The sequence below is a fragment of the Aminobacter sp. HY435 genome (assembly GCF_027568395.1).
GTDB lineage: Bacteria > Pseudomonadota > Alphaproteobacteria > Rhizobiales > Rhizobiaceae > Aminobacter.
Map to the genome: position 1 here is coordinate 61,020 of NZ_JANKZL010000006.1, position 21,873 is coordinate 82,892.

Consider the following 21,873-nt stretch of genomic DNA (forward strand, 5'->3'; position numbering starts at 1 on the left):
GGCGGGTGCCTAAGATGCACCCACCATGCCCGCCTCCTGTGCGAGTTGGAAATCCTTCTGGCTGGCGCGCTGGAACGCCGGCCGCGCGGTAAGCCGCTCGAAATATTCGTTGAACACCGGCTTATCGGGAAGGATGCGCAGAACGTTCTTGGCATAGTTGATGCCGCCGCCAATCTGCGTGTCGGCAGCGGTGAAGCGGTCGCCGGCAATATACGGCCGCGACGCCAGCGTGCGCTCGAGGTTGGCGATCATCTCGGCGAACGATCCGTAGGAGTAGCCGCCGCCCATGAACTCGTGGCCATGCGCCTTGGCCGCCAGCACCGGGTCAAACACGCCGTCGGCATAGACAAGCCAGGTCAGGTACGGCGCGCGCATCTTGTCGCCGATTGCCGGCGCGAGCCCAGCCTCGAAAAACGCGTCGCCGAGATACGTGCAGATCGCGGCCCGTTCGGTGACGACCACGCCGTCGTGAACGATCGCCGGCACCTTCTTGTTCGGCTGGATCCGCCTGTAGTCTTCCGGCACCCCGCCAGGTGCGCGGATGTCGACCTTCTCGATCTTGTAGGGCGCGCCAAGCTCCTCGAGAAGCCAAAGGATGGTCGACGAGCGCGACCACGGAGCGTGATAAAAGGTGATCATGGCGTCCTCCTCATTTTCAGTCCGCACCCTAGCATCTTCATGCTGACAGCATCTTGTCAGGATCAATGGCAGGAAGAATCAATTGGTCCAGCAATCAGCGGTGCTGATGGAAGGCATCTCTTATCGCGTCGGCCATGACGTCGACGGCCTCGCTTGTCGCGCGCGGATTTCGATGCAGCACGACCCTCGTCATGTCGATCTGGCCGAACCCGTCTGCCTCGGTCAATTCGCGGCAGTCGGGCGGGATGTTGCTGCGTGAGATCGGAGCGACCGCAAGACCGGCGGTGACGGCGAGCACAAGCCCGTTGGTGGTGTCGCTGGTATAGGCAAAGCGGTAGTCGATGCCGCGCCGCTCGAGTGAACCAAGCACATATTCCCGGCACCAGCCCTCGCGCCCGTAGACCGCGATCGGCAGCGGCCGCTGCTCGTGCAGCAGATGCTGGATCGACGTCACCCAGACCGTCGGATCGTGCATCAGAAGTTCGGCGCCCGATGGCGTCTGCCATTCAAAAACAACTGCCAAATCAAGCTCTCCGGCAGCAAGAGCAGCCAGTTGCGGGGCGGAATAGCCGAACCGGACCGTGACCTCGACTTGCGAATGCCGCTTGGCGAAGGCACCCAGTGCCCGCGACAGCACCGGCTGGCCATACTCCTCGGGAAGCCCGATCCGGACCGGCCCTCCAAGCGGAACCGCTCGCATGGAAGATGCCGTTTCGTCGAGCAGGGCAACGATTCGGCGGGCGCTGCCCAGCAAGTCACCCCCTCTCCGCGTCAGGGTCACGCCGCGCGCGCCACGCTCGAAAAGCGTCTCGCCGACCATCTCTTCCAGCCGCTTGATCTGCATGCTGATGGCCGATTGCGTTCGCCCGATGGCCTCCGCCGCGCGCGTGAAATTGCCGCTCTCCGCGACGGCCAGAAAGGTGCGCAGCAGGTCGCTGTCGAGACGAACATTCGATGCCACGGTTCACCAGCCATCAGATTTTCTAATGACTGCCATCATTCCAATTCGCTTGCATCGTGTCAAACGCAGATCAATAGTCCGGCTACCCATTGGAAGGTGGTCGTAGAGATGCGGCTACGGACTGGTACTTACCGTCCTCACTTTCACCCGCCGCGGTTTTCACGGCGGGTTTTTTCTTTGCCGCGCTGGACCAATGGGAGAAGGCCGCCAAGCGCTCTCCACTGGCCGGCTTCGGCGCTAGAGAGTGACCGACATAACCCGGCGATCAGGCACAGCGCGACCATGCAGAACAGAACTCTCCTCGGCATCCTGTGCCTCTGCCTCGGCGTGCTGGTGTTTTCGCTGCAGGATGCCCTGATCAAGGCCGTCGCCGGCACATACCCGGTCAGCGAGGCCTTGATGATTCGCGCCATGGTGGCGCTGCCCATCCTGCTGTTCATCGTCCACCGCGATGTCGGCCTGAAGGCGCTGGCCTCGCCGAACTGGCGCTTCCTCGCGTCGCGTTCGGCGATCCTGTTCGTGTCCTACTGCGCCTACTACCTGGCCATACCGGCGCTGCCGATTGCCGACGCCGCAGCGTTGTTCTTCATGGCGCCGCTGCTCATCATGGCGATGGCCGGCCCCTATCTCGGCGAGCGCGTGCCGTGGCAAAGCCTTGCTGCCGGCTCGGCCGGTCTGCTGGGTGTCATCGTCATGGTCAATCCGGGCGGCGGCATTTTCGAATGGGCAGCACTTCTGTCGCTGGCCTCGGCGTTTCTCTACGGTTTCTCGCAACTCATGGCGCGCAAGATCGGCGTTGTCGAAAGCGCGACGACGATGGCCTTCTACCAGAACGCCGCCTATCTCTTCGGCGCGATGCTGATTGCCGCGGTCTTCTCGGCAACGGGGTTTCATGAAACCGGGCACGCCAGCCTCGATTTCCTGATGCGGCCGTGGCTATGGCCGAGCCTGCGCGACTTCCTGATGATGGGCGCCTGCGGCGTGATTGCCGCCGTCGGCATGGTGCTGCTCGGGCAGGCCTATCGGCTGGCGCCAGCCAACAGGGCGGCGACCTTCGAGTACACAGGGCTGCTGTGGGCGCCGCTGTGGGGCTTCCTGTTCTTTGCCGAGGTTCCGGACAGCGGCACGCTGATCGGCGCGGCGCTGATCGTCGGCGCCGGCCTGTTCGCCCTGAATGCCGGCACCCAGCAGCGTCAGGCGACGCCGGCCAGTGCCGGGGCAGACTGAGACGCCCGCACCAGGGCGAGCGATACCCGGTCGCGAATGTCGGCAAGCGTGAACGGCTTCTGCATCACGTCGATGATGATCGCGTCGAGCTCTTCGGCGCGCTCGCGCTGATCGGCATAGCCAGTCATCAGAAGGATCGGCAGGCCCGGATAGGCACGCGCCGCAGCCTGGGCCATCTCAATGCCGTCCATCTCCGGCATGCGGATGTCGGAGACGACGAGATCGTAGACGCCTTGCGCCGCGCGGATGGTTTCGAGCCCTTCCGCGCCGTCGCAGGCGACATCGACTGTATGGCCGGCGCGCTCGAGCGCGCGGGCGGAGAGAGTGCGGACGGACTCATCGTCCTCAACGATCAGAAGCTTTGCCATGGCGGCGATATTTGCCGCGAGTGGTTGACGATTTCTGAAAGCCGGGGCCGAGGCGGCAAATATTCAGGCCTCGCCTTTGACGACGCCGACGAAGGGCAGTTCGCGGAACGCATGCGCCACGTCCATGCCGTAGCCGACGACGAAATAGTCGGGGCAGTCGAAACCGACATAATCGGCATCGAGGTCGGTCTTGCGCCGCATGCGCTTGTCGAGAAGCACCGCGATCGAGCAGCTCTTGGCGCCGCGCGACATCATCAGCTCGCGGGTGAACTTCAGCGTCTTGCCCGATTCGAGGATGTCGTCGATCAACAGCACGTCACGACCGGCGACCTCGTTGTCGATGTCGCGCAGCACGCGAACCTCGCCGCTGGTGGTGCCGGTGCCGTAGCTGGAAATGAAGATGAACTCGACTTCCGGCGACAGGCCGACGTCGTGCATGGCGCGGATCAGGTCGGCCGCGAATATGAACGAGCCCTTGAGCACCGAGATCACCAGCAGGTCGGTGTAGTCGTGTTCGGCGATTTCCTTGGCGAGTTCCAGGTTGCGCCGGGCGATGGCCGACGCGGAGAACAACACTTCGATTTCCTTGTCGCGCACAACTGGCATGACGTCATCCTATTCAGAGAAGGCGACCGTGACGGCCTTTATCCCGTTCATAGGCAGGTCGAGCCGGCTGGAAAAGTCCCATCTTGCGCCGGGCGCCACCTGGCTTGCCGCTGTCCCCAGCCTGTAGCGCAGGATTTTGCCGTCATTTGCGGAAACAATAATATCGATCGGCGGCAGAACGGCCGCAATGGCGCCGTCGTTGATCGCGGCTCCTTCGACGACAAGGAGACCCTTGCGCCCTGCCCCGTCGACCCGCGAGCTGACTTCGGCGAGACGCAGCGCCGTGGCCTGCCTGGCGAACGGCAAGGCTGCGGCGCGTACCACTGCGTGTCCGCCCGAAACCCAAAAAGCCATAGCTGCCAATGAGATGCCCGCAAGCCAGAAAATCGGCCCGCCACGCGCGAAGCTCCCGGCGCGGAGTGCCCGGGCCGGCCGCAGCATCTCCATGCCGCCCGGCGTGTGCGCCGAATGGTCGAAGGCAGGCCCTTGTCCGGCTGATTCGAATCCCGGCGACGCGTCGGCTACGACCTCGAATTCGGCGTCGACAATGTCGTGCTCGCCGCACAAAAGGCTCTGGGCGGATGTGTCGCGGGCCTCGCCGGTCATGATTTCGCCGGAAACCGGGCGTGCTTTCCGCGCGTCAGCCATCGGACCCCTTAGACAATTTCCCAAGAGGGGGTAAACGGAATTGGTTAATGCTTTGCCACCGGGAGTGCGTTCGCAGCCTCAGTCGGTCCAAAGCTTAACTGTCCATTAACCATGCGGACCCATGGTCGTTTCGTAGAAACGGGCGGCAAGGGTCCCGAACCATCCACGGGATCAACCCAAGGTCTGCAGCACGTGATCCGCTTTGAAAATGTCGGCCTCAGATACGGTATGGGACCGGAGATCCTGCGCGATGTCTCCTTCCACGTTCCCGAACGCTCGTTCCAGTTCCTGAGCGGGCCATCGGGCGCCGGCAAGACCACCCTTTTGCGCCTGCTCTTCCTGTCGCTCAAGCCGACCCGCGGCCTGATCAGCGTCTTCGGCAAGGACCGCTCGCGCATCACCCGCCACGAATTGCCGCTCATGCGCCGCCGCATCGGCGTGGTGTTCCAGGATTTTCGCCTGCTCGACCACATGACGACCTACGAAAACGTCGCGTTGCCGCTGCGCGTTCGCGGCCGCGAGGAGGCGAGCTACCGCACCGACGTCACAGAACTGCTCAAATGGGTCGGGCTCGGAGAGCGCATGCATGTCCTGCCTCCCGTGCTCTCGGGCGGTGAAAAGCAACGCGCTGCGATCGCCCGCGCCTTGATCGAGCAGCCGGAAATCCTGCTCGCCGACGAGCCGACCGGCAATGTCGACCCTCCGCTGGCCCGCCGCCTGCTGAGGCTGTTCATCGAGCTCAACCGGCTTGGCACCGCCGTCGTCATCGCAACGCACGACCTCGCCCTGATGGACCAGGTCGACGCCCGGCGCATGATCCTCACCGGCGGAAGGCTCGAAATCTATGACTGAGGCCCAGGCCGACCTCCGCGAACACGACGAAGAATTCGAAGACGAATTCGAGGACGCCCCGCTGCAGCAACAGCCTGTCCGCGTCCAGCGCAAGACCGCGCCGATCGTGCCTTCGCAAAACATTGCCGGACGCGCCCTGGTACTGGTCATCGCCATCATGACATTCCTGTCATGCCTGACGCTTGGCGCGGTCACCCTGGTGCGCGACACGGCTTCGGTGTGGGAAAACCAGATCTCGCGCGAGGCAACAATCCAGATCAAGCCGGTCGACGGATTGGACATGGAGGCGGCGCTCGACACCGCCGCGCGGATCGCCAGCGAATTCCCCGGCGTGACCGGCACCAACATCGTCGACCGCGAAGCGACATCGCGCCTGCTCGAGCCCTGGCTCGGCGCCGGTCTGAACATCGATGAATTGCCGGTTCCCCGGCTGGTCATCGTCACCATCGACGAAAACGCCCCACCGGACTTCGAGGCGATGCGTCAGGCGATTACGCCGAAAGTGGCGACTGCGACGCTGGACGATCATCGCACCTGGGTCGACCGGCTCGTGGCGATGGCGCACACCACCGTGACCATCGGCACCGGCGTTCTGGTGCTGATGCTGGCCGCGACAGTGCTGTCGGTGGTGTTTGCCACGCGCGGCGCCATGGCGGGCAACGGGCACATCATCGAGGTGCTGCATTTCGTCGGCGCCGAGGCACGTTTCATTGCTCGCGAATTCCGCCGCCACTTCCTGCTCACCGGCATGAAGGGCGCGGCCGCCGGCGGCGTTGCAGCGGTGATCGTGTTCATCGTCTTTTCCTGGTGGTCGTCGCGCAATCTGGCGACGCCGCAGGCCGATCAGGCCACTGCCCTGTTCGGCAATTTCGCCATCGGCGCCAACGGCTATCTCGGCGTGGCGGTCATCGTCGCCGTGATCGGCGCGCTGACGGCGGCGACGTCGCATTTCACCGTGGTTACCTATCTCGGCGAGATCGATACCCCCAACACGGAGGGCATGTAGCCATGCACTTCTCACGGAAGATGACTGCGCGTTACCTAATGTGCATAATGGGGCTCTGCAAAAGCCGCATTTGCTGCTTAACCATGGCTATGTGATGGGACAGAACGCACTCGCCGCTTCGGGGACGGTTTCAGGAAAGATTTTCCAGCCTTCCGGGCGCCTGTCGCGCCGGAGAGTGACTTTTTTGCGTCGCACATTGTTCGTCCTTTTCACGGCGTTGCTGGTGTTTGCCGGCGGCTTTGCGCTGTTTGCCAGCCATGTCAGCAATCTCACCACGCCAGCCAACCCGGCCAAGGCCGATGCGATCATCGTCCTGACCGGTGGACAGTCGCGCATCGACGCGGCGATGAACCTGCTCAAGGCAGGCAAGGGAGACCGCCTGCTGATCAGCGGCGTGCATCCCTCGGCAACCAGGCGGCAGCTGCAGCTCGCCACCGGCAGCGACAAGGCGCTGTTCAACCGGGTCGACATCGACCGCGCCGCCCTCGACACCATCGGCAACGCCGAAGAGAGCGCCAAATGGGTCGAAAGCCATGACTATGAGCGCGTCATCCTGGTGACCAACAACTACCACATGCCGCGCAGCCTGCTCGAAATGGGCCGGCTGCTGCGCCACGCCAGCCTGGAGCCCTATCCCGTCGTCCTGTCCAAGCTCGACAAGGGCAACTGGCTGACCAAGCCCGAGGCGCTCAGGGTGCTGTTTACCGAGTACAACAAATACCTCCTGGCCCTGGCCCGCGGCATCCTGCCGGTGAAGCCATCCGGCGAAGGCGTTCAGCTGGTGCAGGCCCAGGCCAGCGAATAGCCGCACGCAACGCCCCGCCTGCCCGTCGAACCGGTGTTTTCCTTTTTCGCGCGCTTGGTGTAACCAACGGCGACATTCGTCCTCAGGCGCTTCTCAACATGCTTTACATACGTTCGCTGGCATTCAACTTCGTCTTCTATGTCAGCCTGGTCGTCCAGATGATCGTGTGGACGCCCTACTACTTCCTGTCGCCGCGCCGTCGCGCCTGGTTCGTCCCCAAATTCTGGGCACGCTCGAGCCTGTGGCTGCAGGAAAAGATCGCCGGCACCAGGAGCGAGATATCAGGCGTGGAGAACCTGCCCGAAGGCTCGTTCATCCTCGCTCCCAAGCACCAGTCCTTCTGGGACGCCATCGCCTTCTTCCCCTACCTCCGCGACCCGCTCTACATCCTCAAGCGCGAGCTGATGTGGATCCCGGTGTTTGGCTGGTACATCGCCAAGATGAAGATGATCCCGGTCAATCGCGGCAAGCGCTCCGTGGCGCTCAAGGCAGTGGTCGTGGCGACCCGTCGCGAAATGCAGAACGACCGCCAGTTGATCATTTATCCCGAAGGTACCCGTCGCGCTCCGGGCGCGGAGCCGGCCTACAAATGGGGCATAGCCGAACTCTATTCGGCGCTGAACATGCCAGTGGTGCCGGTCGCGCACGTCGCTGGCCTGTACTGGCCGCGCCGCAAGTTCCTGCGCTTTCCGGGAACCATCAAGGCCCGCTTCCTGCCGCCGATCCCGGCTGGCCTCGACAAGGAAGAGTTCATGAAGCGCCTGATCGCCGAGACCGAAGCCGCCTGCGATCAATACCTGATCGAAGTCGCCACGTCGCAAAATCCGCCCGCGCTGCCGCCTACCGCGATCAAGCGGCTCAAGGACCTGGGCGTGAACGTCGGCTAGGCCGTACGCCGCTCGTGTTCGAGCAGCCAGCGCTTGCGCCACAGCCCGCCGCCATATCCGGTCAGGTCGCCGCTGGCGCCCACCACGCGATGGCAGGGGATGACGATGGCGATCGGGTTGGCGCCATTGGCGCGGCCGACTGCGCGAACGGCCGCCGGATTGCCGATTTCGGCGGCAAGGCCCGAATAGGTTGCCGAGGAACCCGCCTGAATGCGGCGTAAGCCGTCCCATACCTGTCGCTCGAAGGCCGTGCCTTGCGGTGCGATCCGCGTGGCGAAATCGGCTGAACGCCCAGCGAAATAGGCGCCGAGTTCCGCTTCGATCTGGTCGATTGGCGCCGAGCGCCCGAAGGCGATCGCCGAACCGGTCGCGGTCCGCAGCTTGCGCACTTCGGTCGCCAGCGCCTTTCGTTCCAGAAACTCGAGGATGTGCAGGGCATGCGCGTCGGCGATGGCGATCATCGGCCCGATGGGCGTCTCGATCCAGTCCGCCTTGAGCATGGTTTTGCCGCGCAATTTCACCGGAGCCTCGCCCAGCAGACGCGTGACCGTCGCGCGAAAGCCGCTGCCGGAGCCGAAGCCGGCCTCGACCTGTGCCTCGATGACACTGTCGCCGGCCGTCAGCCGCTCCGCCGCCTGCCCCAACCGGCGCAGCCGCGCCATCTCCAGGAAGCACATGCCGAAGCGGCGCTTGAAGGCGCGGCGCACGGTCGAGGCGTCGAAGCCCATGGCCACGATGTCGGTTTCGAGCCAGCGCCGCTCGGGGTCGCGGTCGAGCGCGTCGAGCAGTTCAGCTACCAATGGCTCGGGCGCACCGGCCCCCATCATCGGCCGGCAGCGCTGGCACGGCCGGAAGCCGGCATGCAGGCACTCGGCGGTGGTGTCGTAGAACTGCACGTTCTCGCGCTTCGGCTTGCGAGCGGCACAGGTGAGCTTGCAGAAGATGCCGGTCGTGCGCACGCCGACATAGGCGAAGCCGTCATAGCTCGCATCGCGGGCGATCAGGGCATCGTAGAGGACGTCGTCATTGGGGCGCTGGAAAAGCATCGCCAATTCATAGCGCGGCCTGGCGTCTGTCGCCGCCGAAAAGCGGGCAGGCATTTTCTCTGCTGACAACTAGTGCCCGATCAGGCGCGCGACCTCCTCCAGCCAGTGGTCGCGGATGCCGAGCGCCTTCAGGTGTTCCACGGTGCTCATCACGTAGTCCTCGTTGCGGCCCGACTGGCCAACAGCCCCGACGACGATGCCGGCGGCATGGGAGGCGTCGAGATTGCCGGCGTATTGCCGGTGCTTGCGGTCGGCGATGTAGCACACCGCGTCGGTGGCCTCACCGTCGTCAAGCCGGATGCGGAGCGTGCGTTCGAGATAGACGCTCGTGACGAGCTCGCGCTCGCGCAGATAGCCGATGACCTCGTCGCGAAGCTCGCCCGGCACGCGAAAAGCCAGGCCAACGCATGAGCCGCCGCGATCGAGACCAAGCACCAGCCCCGGGCGCTGCTCGGTGCCGCGATGCACGAAAGAGCGAACGCACAGCGACCGGCGAAAGCCCATCAGCCGGGCGCGACGTGTTTCGAGATGGGCAAACCCTGGGCGCCACATCAGAGAGCCATAGCCAAAAACCCAAAAATCGCCCATATCGCCAAGCCTTGGTGGTTCGCAGTGAACACCCCGCGTTAACGAGAGCCCAAGCATGTCGTCAAGCCAGCAGCAGAAATCGAAATCCAGCCGACGCTTTCTGTGGCTCGCGCTGTTCATCGTCGTGCTGTTTGGCGGCTACAGCATCGGCTGGTTCTGGCTCGCCGGCCGCGCCGACCGCGAGGTGCGGCAGCACATCGCCGAGCTGAACCGCGACGGCGTGTCGCTCGATTGCGTCAAGCCGGAGATCAAGGGCTTTCCGTTCCGCATCGGGCTGTTCTGCGACCGCGTCGAATACGAAAACACTGCCTTGCGCATCTCGGCCAGCGCCGGTGCCTTCCGCACCGCCGCGCAGGTCTACCAGCCGATGCGCGCCGTGCTCGAACTCGACGGCCCACTCAGGATAACCGCGCAGAATCTGCCGCAGTTGCAGTTCGACTGGGAGCTTCTGCACGCGAGCGCGCGCATCGCCAACCCGTTGCCGGAGCGCCTGTCGGTCGAAATCCGCAAGCTGGCCGGCGAGGCCGAATACAGCGACAGCGCGCCGCGCCCTCTGTTCACTGCAGAGAACGTGCAGACCCATTTGCGTCCGAATGGCGAGGACATCGACGTTGCTGGCACCGTCAGCGGCCTTGTGCTTGACCAGCAGCTTCTTGACGGCCGCAAGCTGCCGCCGCTCGACGGCAGCGCCGACGCCTCGCTCAACAACGGCGTGGGCCTCGTGCGTGGTGGCGAAAAGAGCCTGCGTGGCCAATCGGGCACCATTCGCTCGCTGACGCTGACCAGTGGCGGCACCACCGGCGCCGCGCTCAGCGGCCCATGGTCGATCGATGCCGACGGCCTGCTTGACGCAACCTTGCGGGTGACGATCCAGAACCCGCGCGAATTGTCGCGCATTCTGGCTGAAGCCATCCCTGAACAGCGCCCGCAGATCGAGACGGCCTTTTCGGGCCTCGCCATTCTCGGCAACGCACCCAGCCTGCCCCTGCGCATCGTCAAAGGCCGCGCCACGCTCGGCTTCATTCCGCTCGGCGTGGTGCCGGCGGTGCAGTGAGAATGAGTAGGTAGTGAGTAGTGCCGATTTCACGTCCGTAGACTGAAACCAGAACTACTCACTATTCGCCATTCCCTAAGTTCCCTATTCCGCGGGCTTCACCGGATGTTCGATTGCCTCGCGGCCGAAGTTCGGCACGTCGACTTCCTGGCCGGCGTCGATGATCGAGCGACGGATCGCGCGGGTGCGGGTGAACATCTCGAACAGCTTGTCGCCATCGCCCCAGCGGATCGCCCGCTGCAGCGAGGCCAGGTCCTCCGAGAAGCGCGCCAGCATTTCGAGGATCGCGTCCTTGTTGTGCAGGCAGACGTCGCGCCACATCGTCGGATCGGACGCGGCAAGACGGGTGAAGTCGCGAAAACCCGAGGCCGAATACTTGATGACCTCCGACTTGGTCACCGCCTCGAGATCGTCGGCGGTACCGACGATGTTGTAGGCGATGATGTGCGGCAGGTGCGAGACGATGGCGAGCGTCATGTCGTGATGCTCGGGGTCCATGGTGTCGATGTTGGAGCCGCAGCGGCGCCAGAACTCAGACAGTTTCTCCAGCGCCGCCGGATCGGTGTCCGGCAACGGCGTAAAGATACACCAGCGGTTTTCAAACAGCTCGGCGAAGCCGGCGTCAGGGCCGGACTTTTCTGTGCCGGCGAGCGGGTGGCCGGGGATGAAATGCACGCCTTCCGGCATGAAGGGCTGCATCTGCGCGATCACCGACGCCTTGGTCGAGCCGACGTCGGTGAGGATCGCGCCCGGCTTGAGCGCCGGCGCGATCTCTTCAGCGACCGCGCCGGACGAGCCGACCGGCACCGACACGATGATCAGGTCGGCGTCCTTCACCGCTTCCCGCGCATCGGTGGAGTAACTGTCGCCGAGGCCGAGTTCTTCGGCGCGGGCGAGCGTGGCCGCGCTGCGGGTGGAGATGGCGATGTGACGGGCAAGGCCTTCGCGCCGGATGACGCGGGCCAGCGACGAGCCGATCAGGCCGATGCCCAGAAGGGCGATCTTTTCAAAGATAGGTTGGGACATTGGTCAACTTCTCAGGAATTCGGTGAGTGCGGCGACAACGCCGCGATTGGCCTCTTCGGTGCCGACGGTCATGCGCAGCGCATTGGGGAAACCGTAGCCGGTGACCCCGCGCAGGATATAACCTCGCGCGCCCAGATAATCATCGGCGGCAGCCGCCGAGTGCTTGGCGTCTTCGGGGAAGTGCACCAGCAGGAAGTTGCCGACGCTCGGGGTGACCCGCAGGCCCAGCGCGTTGAATTCCTTGGACAGCCATTCGGCCCACTCGGCATTGTGCGCCACGGTACGATCGACATGGGCACGGTCTTCCATGGCAGCGACCCCAGCCTCGATCGCCGCCGCATTGACGTTGAACGGACCGCGCATGCGCTCCAGCACCTCGATGACGTGCATGGGCGCATAGACCCAGCCGATGCGGATGCCGCCAAGTCCGTGGATCTTCGAGAACGTGCGCGTCATCACCACGTTCTCGTTGGCCGCGACCAGCTCTACGCCCGCCTCGTAGTCGTTGCGGCGGACATATTCGGCATAGGCCGCGTCGAGCACCAGCAACACGTTCTTCGGCAGCGCCGCGTGCAGGCGACGGACCTCCTCGAATGGCAGGTAAGTGCCGGTCGGATTGTTCGGGTTGGCGAGGAAGACGATCCTGGTCTTCGGCGTCACCGCCGCGATGATCGCGTCGACGTCGGCCTTTTCGTCGGCTTCGCGCGCCACGACCGGGGTCGCGCCGGCAGCCTGGATGTAGATCCTGTAGACCATGAAGCCGTGCTCGGTGAACACCGCCTCGTCGCCCGGCGACAGGTAGCTCTGGGCCAGCAGCCCGAGGATCTCGTCGGAGCCGTTGGAGCACATGATGTTTGCCGGATTGAGACCGTGGGTCGCGGCGATTGCCTGTCGCAATCGCGCAGCCGACCCGTCGGGATAATACTCCATCTTTTCGGCAAGTCTTTTAACGGCCTCGATCGCATGCGGCGAAGCGCCGAGAGGATTTTCGTTCGACGAGAGCTTATGGACCTTGGCGACACCTGCAGCAGCGGTGCTCTTGCCGGGGACATAGGCTGCGATGTCCATGATGCCGGCGCGTGGTTCGGGGCGAATCTGCTCGGGTGCCTTGGTCATGTCGAAATATCCTGGATTGGCGCCTCCGGTCGGAGGCCGCAGCGGAAATACCGCCCAGGGCGCGCAATGTCGAGGAAAACCGCCTTTCTGGCAGGACAAATGGCTTGCGGTTGACGCAATCGGCCGCCGGGCGTAATAGCAGGCCATGAACCCGTGGTGATTTGGCCGGTCGGCTTGCAGCCACGTTAAACAAGTCGCTAAAGGGCCGTTTGCGATCCGTAAACCGGCTTTGCGACAGCAATGCCGGTTTTTGTTGTTTATGGAGTTCGCACAGTGCCGATCAAGATCCCCGATCAGCTTCCCGCCCGTGAAGTGCTTCTGAAAGAGGGGGTGTCCATCATGGACGAGCAGACCGCCCTGCGTCAGGACATCCGTCCTTTGCAGATCGGCCTGCTCAACCTGATGCCCAACAAGGTGCGGACGGAGACGCAGATCGCCCGCCTGATCGGCGCCAGCCCGCTGCAGGTCGAACTGACCCTGGTGCGCATCGGTACCCACAAGGCCAAGAACACCTCGGAAGACCATCTGATCTCCTTCTACCAGACCTGGGAAGAGGTGAAGGACCGCAAGTTCGACGGCTTCATCATCACCGGAGCGCCGGTCGAGTTGCTGCCTTTCGAGGACGTGACCTATTGGGACGAGCTCAAGCAGATCATGGACTGGACCACGACCAACGTGCATTCGCCGTTCTTCATATGCTGGGGAGCGATGGCCGCTGCATGGCATTTCCACCGGGTTCCCAAGCACACGCTCGAGCACAAGGCGTTCGGCGTGTTCCGGCACAACAACAACGCCCCCGCCTCGCCCTATCTCGCCGGCTTCTCCGACGACTTCGCCATTCCGGTGTCGCGCTGGACCGAGGTTCGCGCCCAGGACATCCCCGAGGGGTCCGGTCTGGAGCTGTTGATGGAATCGGAAGAAACCGGCCCCAGCCTGCTGTCCGAAGAGGCCGGCAACCGGCTCTACATGTTCAACCACATCGAATACGACTCGACCTCGCTGAAGGAAGAGTATGATCGCGACGTGGCTGCCCGCGTGACGATTGCGGTGCCGCACGGCTATTACCCCGACGACGATCCGCAGCGCCGTCCGCTCAACCGCTGGCGTTCTCACGCCCACCTGCTGTTCGGCAACTGGATCAACCGGGTCTACCAGACCACGGAGTACGATCTGGAAAACATCGGCAAGGGCCGCTGACAAATCCAATCATGGCCGCGCCCAGAACCGGGTGCGGCCTTTGAATATCCCCGGACACCGGCTCAAACTTACTCGTCGAACATGCCTTCGCCGATGTCTCGATGCCCGTCGAGAACGCGGATCACATCCACCGAATTCTCCCGCACCTCGTAAAAGACGACATGCGTCCGGGTCGCGAAACTGCGCAACCCATCTGTAAGTTCGTCACGCCTTCGGCCGGCTTCCGGTTGGTCGACAAGCATGCGGAAGACTTCATTGATCCGCTCGAGCACGCGCTCGGCGGCCGCCGCGTTGTCTTGGGCGACATAAGTCCAGATCTCCCTGAGATCAGACCGGGCCTTGGGGGTGAGGCGAAGCCTACGCGCCACGCTTGTTCGAGCCCTCATGAAGCTCACTCATGAAGGATTGGAAGTCGAAGGCTTCGGGCTCCCCGCTTTCAATGCCTTCGCGGACGGCATCGCGCAAGGCTTCGAGCTTTGCCTGCCGGCGATCTTCACGCTCTTCGAGAAGCCGCAACCCGTCGCGCAGGACTTCGCTGGCGGACGCATAGCGGCCGCTGTCGACGAGGTCCCGCACCAGCCCTTCGAAATGGGCTCCCAGCGTGTAGCTCGATGGCATGGACGCCTCCAATTCCAACTATCACTTTATGATAGTGCCTGCGACCTCTCAGGACAAGGCACGCCTACCCCGCCTTGGCCCGGTGCTCGTGGAAGGCGCAGGCGAGGATGCGCAGGGCCTCGCGCGAGCGACGGTCGGTGAGCGACGAGTGCAGCACGATCTCGGTCGCGGGAACATCGGGCAGGCCAAACTTGCGGCTGACCTCGACAGTTCCGGCAGGCGCGAGACGGCTGGGGAACACCGCCGTGGCGAGCCCGGCCGAGACGGCAGCCATGACCAGCGACGAGCCGCCCCCGACGAACACCTCGACCCAGGGAATGCCAGCATCGTCGAGGGTGCGCGTGGCCAGATCGCGCACGCCGCAGAGCCGCGACAGCGTCGCCAGCCGGATCGGCTCGCCCTGGCGATGATCGAATTCGGACGTCGCGTACCAGCCGAAATGCTCCGGTCCCAGCACCTCGCCGTCGCGGCGGTCGTCCTCGCGCCTGACGATTGCCGCGTCGAGCTCTCCGCGGTCGAAGGCATCGAGCAGCAGCGTTGAATTGTCGACCTGGACCTCGATGGTCAGCGCCGGATCGTGCTGACTGAGGCGGGCGAGCAGCGTCGTCACCTCCGGTCCGGCGACATGGCCGGCTATGCCGAGCGTGAAGCGCCGCGCCGAGCACGACAGGCCGGCAACCGCCTTGTCATGCGCGGCGAGGAAGCTTCGCGCCGATTCGATGAACAGCGCGCCGTCGGCCGACAGCCTGACGCGGCGCGGCGTGCGCTCGATCAGCTTGCGGCCGACACGCTCCTCCAGCCGCTTGAGCTTGACGCTGACCGCCGCCTGGGTCGAGCCCATGGCGTCGGCCGCCCGCGTGAAACTCTGCAGATCCGCCACCATGACGAAATTGCGGACGGCCTCGGCGTCGAGCCACAGCATCTCGATCATCCTGAATTGTTATCACTGATATAGGTTTGCATAGCATTTATGCATGTTCAAGCTTGGCATATCTCGGATGTTTCCAAAGAACGAGTGGCGCCGGACCTCCTCCCCCGACGCCGCCAGCCGGAGACACGCAATGAAGCTGACGATGAGAGATAGTCTGGCGCTGGGGGCGATATGCCTGTCGGCGCTAATGTTCGGCCTTGAGATATCGAGTGTGCCGGTGATCCTGCCGACGCTCGAACACGTGCTCCATGCCGACTTCAAGGACATGCAGTGGATCATGAACGCCTATACCATCGCCTGCACGACGGTGCTGATGGCGACGGGAACGCTGGCCGACCGCTATGGCCGCCGGCTTGTCTTCGCCGTCACGGTCGCGGCTTTCGGCGTGACGTCGCTGATATGCGGCCTCGCCCCCAACACGTCGGTGCTGATCGTCAGCCGCTTCCTGCAGGGCATGGCCGGCGGCGCCATGTTCATCTGCTCGATCGCCATTCTTTCGCATCAGTTCCAGGATCCGAAAGCGCGCAGCAGCGCATTCGCCATCTGGGGCGTCATATCGGGCATCGGCCTTGGCTTCGGCCCCATCATCGGCGGCGTGATCGTCGCCGTGGCGACGTGGCAGTGGGTGTTCCTCGTCCACGCGCCGCTGGCCCTGCTGTGCCTGGTTCTCACGTTCGGCAGCGTGAACGAATCGCGCGATCCGCAGGCAACGAGGCTGGACCTGCCCGGCATTGTCATCCTGAGCGCTGCTGTCTTCGGGCTGACCTACTACATCACGCAAGGCGCCGACCTCGGCTTCCTCAGCCCGACGGCCCTGGCTATCGCCGCAGCAACGCTGCTCGGCCTGGTCGCCTTCGTCGCTGTCGAGCGGCGGCATTCGCATCCGATGTTCGACTTCTCGGTGTTCCGGATCCGCGACTTCTCCGGCGCCATCGTCGGTTGCATCGGCATGAACTTCAGCTTTTGGCCGTTCATGGTCTATCTGCCGATCTATTTCACCATCGGCCTCGGCTATGACAGCACAGAGACCGGACTGGCCGTGCTCGCCTATACCGTGCCCTTCCTGGTCATGCCACCTGTCGCCCAGTATCTCCTGCTGCGCACCAGCGCCCGCACCGTCATCCCGCTCGGCCTGTTCACCATCGGCCTCGGCTTCATCGCCATGTGGCTTGGCAGCGGCATGGGGCAGGCAAGCGGCCTGGCCGTGCTGCCCGGCGCGTTGATCGCCGGCATCGGGCTCGGCCTGACGACGACGCCCGCCACCAACATGACCACGGGCTCGGTGCCGGCCAGCCGCGCTGGCATGGCCTCCGGCATCGACGCCAGCGCCAGGCTGATCGCACTTGCCGTCAATATCGCGGTCATGGGCTTCGTGCTTGTCGAGGGCATTCTTGCCGGTCTGCGGGACGCTTTGCCCGCGGGTGCTGATACCGGCGAGTTGCGGGCACTAGCCGAGCGTATCGCTGCCGGCGGGGCGGTCGAAGCAACGCAAGGCGCGTTCGCGGTACCGGCCGGCGCGGTCCATGCCGCCCTGGTCAACGGCTTCCGCTGGGTCATTCTCTATGGCGGCATCGGCGTCTGGGTTCTGGCGGCGCTCAGCTTCGCGCTGTTCGGCGCCGGCAAGTCGTCGGCCAAGCCGTGCCGGCAGACGCAGGCATCCGCCATCTGAGCGCACATGCGGCAGGCACGCTACGGCGGGCCTGCCGCATGTCGATCAAGCAGGAGCTCTGGCCTTGGCCATGTCCTTGACGCGAACCGGCTTGAGCACCGGTCCTCGCTTGTCCTTGGCAAGGTGGACGGTCCTGCCGAACAGGCCGCCATTGTGGCGGTGCGGGCCGAAATAGATGACGCCAGTGCTGGCGAGCTCGCCCTCGAACATGTCCTTGACCCGCTGATGCGCAGCGGCGTCGAGCGTCTCGAAACCTTCGTCGACGATCACCCAGTCGGGCCTGTGCAAGTGCAACCGCGCGAAGGCGACGAGCCTCAGCTCGTCGCTGGTGAGTTCGTCGTTCCACGGCGCAACACGGTCGAGCGAGGTGGCAAGCCGCTCAAGCCCGACGGCGGCGAGCGCATCGGTAAGATCCTTGTCGTCAAGCACGGCCCCGCTGGATGGGTAGGCCAGCACCTCACGCAGCGTCCCGGGCGGCAGGTAGGAAACGCGCGGCAGGAAGGCGATCTGTTTGTCCTTGGGCAGTTCGATACGGCCCTTGCCCCATGGCCACAGCCCGGCAAGCGCGCGGAACAGCAGCGTCTTGCCGGCGCCCGCCTCGCCGGTGACCTGCAGGCGCTCGCCCGGCTTGATCCTGAGATGCGGCTCCGAAAGCCTGATGCAGCCGCTCGGCGAGACCAGCTGGAGATCGTCGAACGCCAGGCTGCCATCGCGGCTTTCGGCAAAGTCGATGCGCTCCTGCTCGTCGTGCAGCCCATCGGCGGCCACCAGCACGCTTCTGATGGTTCCGACGCGCATCAGCGTGGCGCGCCAGTCGGCAATGGCACCGACATTGTTGATGAACCAGCGCAAGGAAGCGTGGACCTGATTGAAGGCGCCTACCGCCATCATCAGGCCGCCGAAACTGAGATCGCCGGCAAAATAGACCGGCGCCGCGACGAGGATCGGCGCAACGACCGTGATCCAGCCATAGCCGTCGGTCACCCAGCCAAGTCTGATCTGCGTCGCAAAGATGCGCCGCAGCGCGTCCAACACGCCCTTGAGGTCGGCTTCGAGGTGTCGCCGCTCATCGGCCTCGCCGTGCACCAGCGCAATCGCATCGATGTTCTGGTTGACACGCACCATCGAGAACCGGAGTTCGGCCTCGCGCGAATAGCGCTCGCTGTTCTGGGCGATCAGCGGCCGGCCGACCAGCCAGCTGAGAAGCGATCCCGTCCCGGCGTAGAGGAATGCCGCCCAGACCATGTAGCCGGGGATGCTGAACGAGCGCTCGCCGATATGGAACACGAAGCCGGACGACAGGCTCCACAAGACACCGACGAACGATACCAGCAGGATCGACGCCTGCAGCAGGCCAACGCCGAGATCGGTCGTCAGGTCGGCGAGATGGCCGGCATCCTGCTGCATCCGTTGATCGGGATTGACGCCGACCGTTCCGGCATTGGCGAGGCGGAAGGCGCGGCCCGGGCCCAGCCATTCGGCGATCAGGTCACGTGTCAGGCCCTCGCGCAGCTTGAGACGGATCATCTGGTTCAGCCATTGCTGGCCGACATTCAGCACCAGCAGACCGCTGGCGATACCGGCGAAGACGACCAGTTGATGAAGAAAGGCCGGCAGGTCGCGCTTCTGGAGCGCGTCATAGAACGGCACGTTCCAGCGATTGAGAACCAGCTGCCCGAACGCCGTGGCGACGATCACCGCAAAGATCGTCAGGCATAGCCAGATCAGCGGCTTGCGGACCGGCGATAGGGCCAGCGCCTCGCGCGCCATCTTGAGGTGTCCGGGAAATCCACCGCCGTCATATTCTGGCGCGAGCGGTTCGCGATTGGCCTGATTGAACGACTGGCCTGGCATTGCACCACCTCGCGCAGTATTCGATTCGCACGTTTGTCGGGCCATAGTGCCACTCATTGGCGACAGCCGAACAGGCCGCCATGCGCGACTTTGTGGATTCCTGGCTAACCCCTGGGAACGAACACGCGCACCGATTTCGGCCGGATGCGGAAATGCGCCGGCGTCCAGGTCACCAGTTCGCCGTCCGTATTGACCGGCCGAGGGGTCTTGGTGCGGATCGTCACTTCCGTCGTCTTGAAGGCGCGAACGTCGTCCCACTGGCCATGTGTGCCCTTGCGCAGGCTGGGCAGCAGCCTGAGCAGCCGCCACCAGTGATCTACCTCGAGGCTGTACAGATCGAGCCAGCCATCGTCGGCGGTTGCCGTTTCCTCGACCGTCATGCCGCCGCCATAGTGGCGGCCGTTGCCGACCGACACCTGCATCGTCCGAATCTTCTCGGTCGTGTCGTCATGGTCGACATAAGCGGTGAACAGCCGCGAGCGCATCAAGAGCCGCGCCGCAACGATGCCATAACCCAACGTGCCCCAGCGCTTCTTGGCGTGTTCTGTAAGTTCGCCGGCAAGCTCGGCGCTGAAGCCGATGCTGGCGACGTTGAAGAACAGATGGCCGTTGACCTCGCCGAGGTCGACGGCCGCTTCACGGCCCTGGGCGATGATCTCGGCCGCCTTCACCGGATCGGCCGGAATGCCCATCGTGCGGGCGAAGTCGTTGGCCGTCCCGAGCGGCAGAACGCCGAGCGGCAGCCCGGTGTAGGCGAGCCCGGCCGCGGCGTTGTTCAGTGTTCCGTCGCCACCCCCGACGATCGCCATGTCGAAATGGTCGGCATAGCGCGAGATGAGCTCCGAGGCGTTCTCGTCCTTGCTGGTTGCCATTTCCTCGATGATGAGACCGGCATTTTCCAGCACCTTCCACGCGTCGGCAATCGACGTCCCGCCGCGGCGGGCACGCGGATTGACGATGAGCATGGCGCGTTTGCCCCTGGAGCTCTGCCGGGCGCGCTTGGCGTGTATGACGTCGGTCAGGGGAGTGTCCTGTCGTTGGCGCCCGTGCCTGCTTCAGGCCATGTCGGGCGCGTGTTCAAATGCTTCATCCATCCACGCCCTGCCCGGCGCGCCGCTTGGGTCCACCGCGCATTTAGGGTCGTTGTCAGGCATTTTGTAGACCGCACGAACAATGCGGTGCATTGCTGTCCAGGTTCCGCAGGGTTATCCCTCGCTGTTGCGGACGGCGTGCCATGCGGCAACGATCGCGTCGGCCGCGGCCTCCCCGGCGGCCTCGTCGAGCAGCCAGGAAATGACCGACAGCCGCATCACCTCGCGGCCGCGCCATTTCGCGCCGCCCGCAAACAGCGCCCCGTCGCGCTGGATACGCGCGATTGTCGCGCGGGTCAGCGTATCCCCCCGTTCCGGTTGCTCGTCGGCGCCGAAGCGCACGATCACCTGGTTCAGAACGACGTCGTTGACGACGGCTATGGCATTTTCCCCGCGCAGCTTTTCGGCCATCCGGCGCGCGACCTCGCAGTGCCGCTCCACCATGGCGGCGATCCCGTCGCGGCCAAGATGCCGAATGATAGCCCAGGTGGCGAAGCCTCGCGCCCGCCTGGACAGCTCGGGTACGAAATGGCTGGGGTCGCGCTCGCCCTCCATCGCCGGTGGCAGATAGCTGGCCGCTATCGTCATGGCTCGGCGATGAGCCTCCGGGTCGCGGACGATCGCATAGCCGCAGTCATAGGGTGTCTGCAGCCATTTGTGGCCGTCCGTCGCCCAGGAATCGCACAGGTCCATCCCCTCCGCGAGGTGCCGCAGCCCGGGGCAGGCCCGCGCCCAGGCCCCGAACGCGCCGTCGACATGAATCCACGCCCCTGCCCGGCGGGCCATCGGCACGAGCTCGCCGAAGCTGTCGAAACCGCCGGTGTTGATCTGCCCGGCCTGCAGCACAACGATGGCCGGCCCCGAGACTACCCTGACGTGCCGCCTGAAATCGTCGGGAAGCATCTGGCCCTGGCTGTCGGTCGCGACGCGGACCACCCGGTCATGCCCGAGCCCAAGGAATTGCAGCGCCGAAAACACCGTCGTGTGGGCGTCGTCGCCAATGAGGACCGTTATTTCCGGCGCTCCGAACAAGCCCTTCGCCTCGACATCCCAGCCTGCGCGCCGCAACACCTCGCCGCGCGCCGCAGCCAGACAGACGAAGTTGGCGACGGTGGCCCCGGTGACGAGACCGACCGAGCTTTCGCGCGGCAAATCGAGCAATTCGAGCAGCCAGCGCGCGGCGACTGCCTCGGCTGCGGCCGCTGCCGGCATGGCGTGGTGGTTGCCGGCGTTCTGGCCCCAGGCGCTGGTCATCCAGTCGGCGGCCACCCCGACCGGGTGCGAGCCGCCGATGACCCAACCGAAAAAACCCGAACCTGTGGTGGCGTTGAGCCCCGGCTCCGCCCGCTCGGCCAACTCGTCGATGACCCGCTCGCCTGAAAAGCCGCGCTCCGGCAAAGGCTCGTCGAACGCCGCAAGTGACCCGGCATAGTCGTGGACAGGCCGTTGCGGCCTCGAAGGCAGTTCGTCGCGGTACCTAATGGCGCGCGCGGCGGCCTGCTGCAGCAGCCGCCCGATGGAATCTTCCTGCATGACAATCACCCCTGGCTGGAAGAAAGTCTCATGCGCGGCGTTCTGTTGTTTTGGCGGACGTTATTCCGCAATTGGCTGCACCGCAACGCGCGCGGAGCCCGCTACCTGTCGAGGCCTGGAAAATAGGGATCGGAATGGCGTTGCCTGTCGC

At 64.5% G+C, this 21,873-nt stretch carries 23 protein-coding genes and 1 riboswitch; of the genes, 8 read left to right on the forward strand and 15 right to left on the reverse strand.

Going from position 1 to position 21,873, the window contains the following annotated elements:
• Positions 1–9: 9 nt before the first annotated feature.
• Both PCJ21_RS09635 and PCJ21_RS09640 read right to left on the reverse strand, forming a co-directional pair.
• Positions 10–639 carry a glutathione S-transferase family protein gene (locus tag PCJ21_RS09635; protein WP_269931182.1) on the reverse strand — a complete coding sequence of 210 codons (630 nt, stop codon included), beginning with the start codon at positions 637–639 and terminating at the stop codon, positions 10–12.
• 94 nt (positions 640–733) lie between these two features.
• The gene (locus PCJ21_RS09640; protein WP_269931183.1) at positions 734–1,600 is read right to left on the reverse strand and encodes a LysR family transcriptional regulator; all 867 of its coding nucleotides are present in this window, start codon (positions 1,598–1,600) and stop codon (positions 734–736) included.
• A 282-nt stretch (positions 1,601–1,882) separates the two neighbouring features.
• Between PCJ21_RS09640 and PCJ21_RS09645 the strand changes: the two genes are divergently transcribed.
• Positions 1,883–2,827, forward strand: coding sequence for a DMT family transporter (locus PCJ21_RS09645; RefSeq protein ID WP_269931184.1), 945 nt, complete (start codon positions 1,883–1,885; stop codon positions 2,825–2,827).
• Here PCJ21_RS09645 and PCJ21_RS09650 read toward each other — a convergent pair.
• From PCJ21_RS09650 to PCJ21_RS09660, 3 genes are all read right to left on the reverse strand, one after another.
• The gene (locus tag PCJ21_RS09650; protein ID WP_269931185.1) at positions 2,794–3,195 is read right to left on the reverse strand and encodes a response regulator; all 402 of its coding nucleotides are present in this window, start codon (positions 3,193–3,195) and stop codon (positions 2,794–2,796) included. The genes PCJ21_RS09645 and PCJ21_RS09650 overlap by 34 nt on opposite strands.
• A gap of 63 nt (positions 3,196–3,258) precedes the next feature.
• Positions 3,259–3,801 carry a hypoxanthine phosphoribosyltransferase gene (gene hpt / locus PCJ21_RS09655; protein ID WP_269931186.1) on the reverse strand — a complete coding sequence of 181 codons (543 nt, stop codon included), beginning with the start codon at positions 3,799–3,801 and terminating at the stop codon, positions 3,259–3,261.
• Between the two features lie 9 nt (positions 3,802–3,810).
• Positions 3,811–4,407, reverse strand: a complete 597-nt coding sequence (locus PCJ21_RS09660) for a hypothetical protein (protein ID WP_269931187.1) — start codon at positions 4,405–4,407, stop codon at positions 3,811–3,813.
• Positions 4,408–4,641: 234 nt separating this feature from the next.
• Here PCJ21_RS09660 and ftsE point away from each other — a divergent pair, with 234 nt between their 5' ends.
• From ftsE to PCJ21_RS09680, 4 genes are all read left to right on the forward strand, one after another.
• Positions 4,642–5,301 (forward strand): cell division ATP-binding protein FtsE, encoded by a 660-nt coding sequence (ftsE, locus tag PCJ21_RS09665; RefSeq protein ID WP_269931188.1) that lies wholly within the window; start codon positions 4,642–4,644, stop codon positions 5,299–5,301.
• The gene (locus tag PCJ21_RS09670; protein ID WP_269931189.1) at positions 5,294–6,307 is read left to right on the forward strand and encodes a cell division protein FtsX; all 1,014 of its coding nucleotides are present in this window, start codon (positions 5,294–5,296) and stop codon (positions 6,305–6,307) included. The genes ftsE and PCJ21_RS09670 overlap by 8 nt, the downstream gene beginning before the upstream one ends.
• A gap of 94 nt (positions 6,308–6,401) precedes the next feature.
• The gene (locus tag PCJ21_RS09675) at positions 6,402–7,112 is read left to right on the forward strand and encodes a YdcF family protein (RefSeq protein ID WP_442865992.1); all 711 of its coding nucleotides are present in this window, start codon (positions 6,402–6,404) and stop codon (positions 7,110–7,112) included.
• Between the two features lie 98 nt (positions 7,113–7,210).
• The gene (locus tag PCJ21_RS09680; RefSeq protein ID WP_269931191.1) at positions 7,211–7,999 is read left to right on the forward strand and encodes a lysophospholipid acyltransferase family protein; all 789 of its coding nucleotides are present in this window, start codon (positions 7,211–7,213) and stop codon (positions 7,997–7,999) included.
• On the opposite strand, the gene PCJ21_RS09685 is transcribed toward PCJ21_RS09680, so the two are convergent.
• Positions 7,996–9,045 (reverse strand): bifunctional transcriptional activator/DNA repair enzyme AdaA, encoded by a 1,050-nt coding sequence (locus PCJ21_RS09685; RefSeq protein WP_269931509.1) that lies wholly within the window; start codon positions 9,043–9,045, stop codon positions 7,996–7,998. The genes PCJ21_RS09680 and PCJ21_RS09685 overlap by 4 nt on opposite strands.
• A 69-nt stretch (positions 9,046–9,114) precedes the next feature.
• The gene (locus PCJ21_RS09690) at positions 9,115–9,633 is read right to left on the reverse strand and encodes a gamma-glutamylcyclotransferase (RefSeq protein WP_269931192.1); all 519 of its coding nucleotides are present in this window, start codon (positions 9,631–9,633) and stop codon (positions 9,115–9,117) included.
• A 55-nt stretch (positions 9,634–9,688) separates the two neighbouring features.
• On the opposite strand from PCJ21_RS09690, the gene PCJ21_RS09695 reads away from it, so the two are divergent.
• A complete protein-coding gene (locus tag PCJ21_RS09695; protein WP_269931193.1) occupies positions 9,689–10,687 on the forward strand; it encodes a DUF2125 domain-containing protein in 999 nt (332 codons plus the stop codon).
• Positions 10,688–10,771: 84 nt separating this feature from the next.
• On the opposite strand, the gene PCJ21_RS09700 is transcribed toward PCJ21_RS09695, so the two are convergent.
• Entirely contained in the window at positions 10,772–11,713 is a 942-nt protein-coding gene (locus tag PCJ21_RS09700; protein WP_269931194.1) for a prephenate/arogenate dehydrogenase family protein, read from the reverse strand.
• A gap of 3 nt (positions 11,714–11,716) precedes the next feature.
• A complete protein-coding gene (gene hisC, locus PCJ21_RS09705) occupies positions 11,717–12,829 on the reverse strand; it encodes a histidinol-phosphate transaminase (protein ID WP_269931195.1) in 1,113 nt (370 codons plus the stop codon).
• A 143-nt stretch (positions 12,830–12,972) separates the two neighbouring features.
• Positions 12,973–13,050: riboswitch (SAM riboswitch) on the forward strand.
• 52 nt (positions 13,051–13,102) lie between these two features.
• Between hisC and metA the strand changes: the two genes are divergently transcribed.
• On the forward strand, positions 13,103–14,026 hold the full coding sequence (gene metA, locus PCJ21_RS09710) for a homoserine O-acetyltransferase MetA (protein WP_269931196.1): 924 nt from the start codon (positions 13,103–13,105) through the stop codon (positions 14,024–14,026).
• Positions 14,027–14,094: 68 nt separating this feature from the next.
• Here the strand turns inward: metA and PCJ21_RS09715 are convergent, their stop codons facing one another.
• The 3 genes from PCJ21_RS09715 to PCJ21_RS09725 all read right to left on the reverse strand — a co-directional run bounded on the left by PCJ21_RS09715 (position 14,095) and on the right by PCJ21_RS09725 (position 15,566).
• Positions 14,095–14,394 carry a type II toxin-antitoxin system RelE/ParE family toxin gene (locus tag PCJ21_RS09715; RefSeq protein WP_269931197.1) on the reverse strand — a complete coding sequence of 100 codons (300 nt, stop codon included), beginning with the start codon at positions 14,392–14,394 and terminating at the stop codon, positions 14,095–14,097.
• Positions 14,384–14,644, reverse strand: coding sequence for a type II toxin-antitoxin system ParD family antitoxin (locus PCJ21_RS09720; protein WP_269931198.1), 261 nt, complete (start codon positions 14,642–14,644; stop codon positions 14,384–14,386). The genes PCJ21_RS09715 and PCJ21_RS09720 overlap by 11 nt, the downstream gene beginning before the upstream one ends.
• Before the next feature lie 64 nt (positions 14,645–14,708).
• Complete coding sequence (locus PCJ21_RS09725) at positions 14,709–15,566, reverse strand: LysR family transcriptional regulator (RefSeq protein ID WP_269931199.1); 858 nt, start codon at positions 15,564–15,566, stop codon at positions 14,709–14,711.
• Positions 15,567–15,705: 139 nt separating this feature from the next.
• Here PCJ21_RS09725 and PCJ21_RS09730 point away from each other — a divergent pair, with 139 nt between their 5' ends.
• On the forward strand, positions 15,706–17,244 hold the full coding sequence (locus PCJ21_RS09730; protein WP_269931200.1) for an MFS transporter: 1,539 nt from the start codon (positions 15,706–15,708) through the stop codon (positions 17,242–17,244).
• Positions 17,245–17,289: 45 nt separating this feature from the next.
• Here PCJ21_RS09730 and PCJ21_RS09735 read toward each other — a convergent pair whose 3' ends face one another.
• The 3 genes from PCJ21_RS09735 to PCJ21_RS09745 form a co-directional block, all read right to left on the reverse strand.
• Positions 17,290–19,098 carry an ABC transporter ATP-binding protein/permease gene (locus PCJ21_RS09735; protein ID WP_269931201.1) on the reverse strand — a complete coding sequence of 603 codons (1,809 nt, stop codon included), beginning with the start codon at positions 19,096–19,098 and terminating at the stop codon, positions 17,290–17,292.
• A gap of 104 nt (positions 19,099–19,202) precedes the next feature.
• Positions 19,203–20,063: a lipid kinase gene (locus PCJ21_RS09740; protein WP_442865993.1), complete on the reverse strand. Its 861-nt coding sequence runs from the start codon at positions 20,061–20,063 to the stop codon at positions 19,203–19,205.
• Positions 20,064–20,303: 240 nt separating this feature from the next.
• The gene (locus PCJ21_RS09745) at positions 20,304–21,722 is read right to left on the reverse strand and encodes a pyridoxal phosphate-dependent decarboxylase family protein (RefSeq protein ID WP_269931202.1); all 1,419 of its coding nucleotides are present in this window, start codon (positions 21,720–21,722) and stop codon (positions 20,304–20,306) included.
• Between the last annotated feature and the right edge of the window lie 151 nt (positions 21,723–21,873).

What these genes read in the sequence shown, in the direction of transcription:
- hisC (WP_269931195.1), bottom strand. Translation starts at nt 12,829, where the DNA reads ATGACCAAGGCACCCGAGCAGATTCGCCCCGAACCACGCGCCGGCATC.
- PCJ21_RS09745 (WP_269931202.1), bottom strand. Translation starts at nt 21,722, where the DNA reads ATGCAGGAAGATTCCATCGGGCGGCTGCTGCAGCAGGCCGCCGCGCGC.
- PCJ21_RS09645 (WP_269931184.1), top strand. Translation starts at nt 1,883, where the DNA reads ATGCAGAACAGAACTCTCCTCGGCATCCTGTGCCTCTGCCTCGGCGTG.
- PCJ21_RS09680 (WP_269931191.1), top strand. Translation starts at nt 7,211, where the DNA reads ATGCTTTACATACGTTCGCTGGCATTCAACTTCGTCTTCTATGTCAGC.
- PCJ21_RS09735 (WP_269931201.1), bottom strand. Translation starts at nt 19,098, where the DNA reads ATGCCAGGCCAGTCGTTCAATCAGGCCAATCGCGAACCGCTCGCGCCA.
- PCJ21_RS09650 (WP_269931185.1), bottom strand. Translation starts at nt 3,195, where the DNA reads ATGGCAAAGCTTCTGATCGTTGAGGACGATGAGTCCGTCCGCACTCTC.
- PCJ21_RS09725 (WP_269931199.1), bottom strand. Translation starts at nt 15,566, where the DNA reads ATGCTGTGGCTCGACGCCGAGGCCGTCCGCAATTTCGTCATGGTGGCG.
- PCJ21_RS09700 (WP_269931194.1), bottom strand. Translation starts at nt 11,713, where the DNA reads ATGTCCCAACCTATCTTTGAAAAGATCGCCCTTCTGGGCATCGGCCTG.
- PCJ21_RS09660 (WP_269931187.1), bottom strand. Translation starts at nt 4,407, where the DNA reads ATGACCGGCGAGGCCCGCGACACATCCGCCCAGAGCCTTTTGTGCGGC.
- PCJ21_RS09635 (WP_269931182.1), bottom strand. Translation starts at nt 639, where the DNA reads ATGATCACCTTTTATCACGCTCCGTGGTCGCGCTCGTCGACCATCCTT.
- PCJ21_RS09720 (WP_269931198.1), bottom strand. Translation starts at nt 14,644, where the DNA reads ATGCCATCGAGCTACACGCTGGGAGCCCATTTCGAAGGGCTGGTGCGG.
- PCJ21_RS09675 (WP_442865992.1), top strand. Translation starts at nt 6,402, where the DNA reads ATGGGACAGAACGCACTCGCCGCTTCGGGGACGGTTTCAGGAAAGATT.
- hpt (WP_269931186.1), bottom strand. Translation starts at nt 3,801, where the DNA reads ATGCCAGTTGTGCGCGACAAGGAAATCGAAGTGTTGTTCTCCGCGTCG.
- PCJ21_RS09740 (WP_442865993.1), bottom strand. Translation starts at nt 20,063, where the DNA reads ATGCTCATCGTCAATCCGCGTGCCCGCCGCGGCGGGACGTCGATTGCC.
- PCJ21_RS09670 (WP_269931189.1), top strand. Translation starts at nt 5,294, where the DNA reads ATGACTGAGGCCCAGGCCGACCTCCGCGAACACGACGAAGAATTCGAA.
- PCJ21_RS09730 (WP_269931200.1), top strand. Translation starts at nt 15,706, where the DNA reads ATGAAGCTGACGATGAGAGATAGTCTGGCGCTGGGGGCGATATGCCTG.
- PCJ21_RS09695 (WP_269931193.1), top strand. Translation starts at nt 9,689, where the DNA reads ATGTCGTCAAGCCAGCAGCAGAAATCGAAATCCAGCCGACGCTTTCTG.
- PCJ21_RS09685 (WP_269931509.1), bottom strand. Translation starts at nt 9,045, where the DNA reads ATGCTTTTCCAGCGCCCCAATGACGACGTCCTCTACGATGCCCTGATC.
- PCJ21_RS09690 (WP_269931192.1), bottom strand. Translation starts at nt 9,633, where the DNA reads ATGGGCGATTTTTGGGTTTTTGGCTATGGCTCTCTGATGTGGCGCCCA.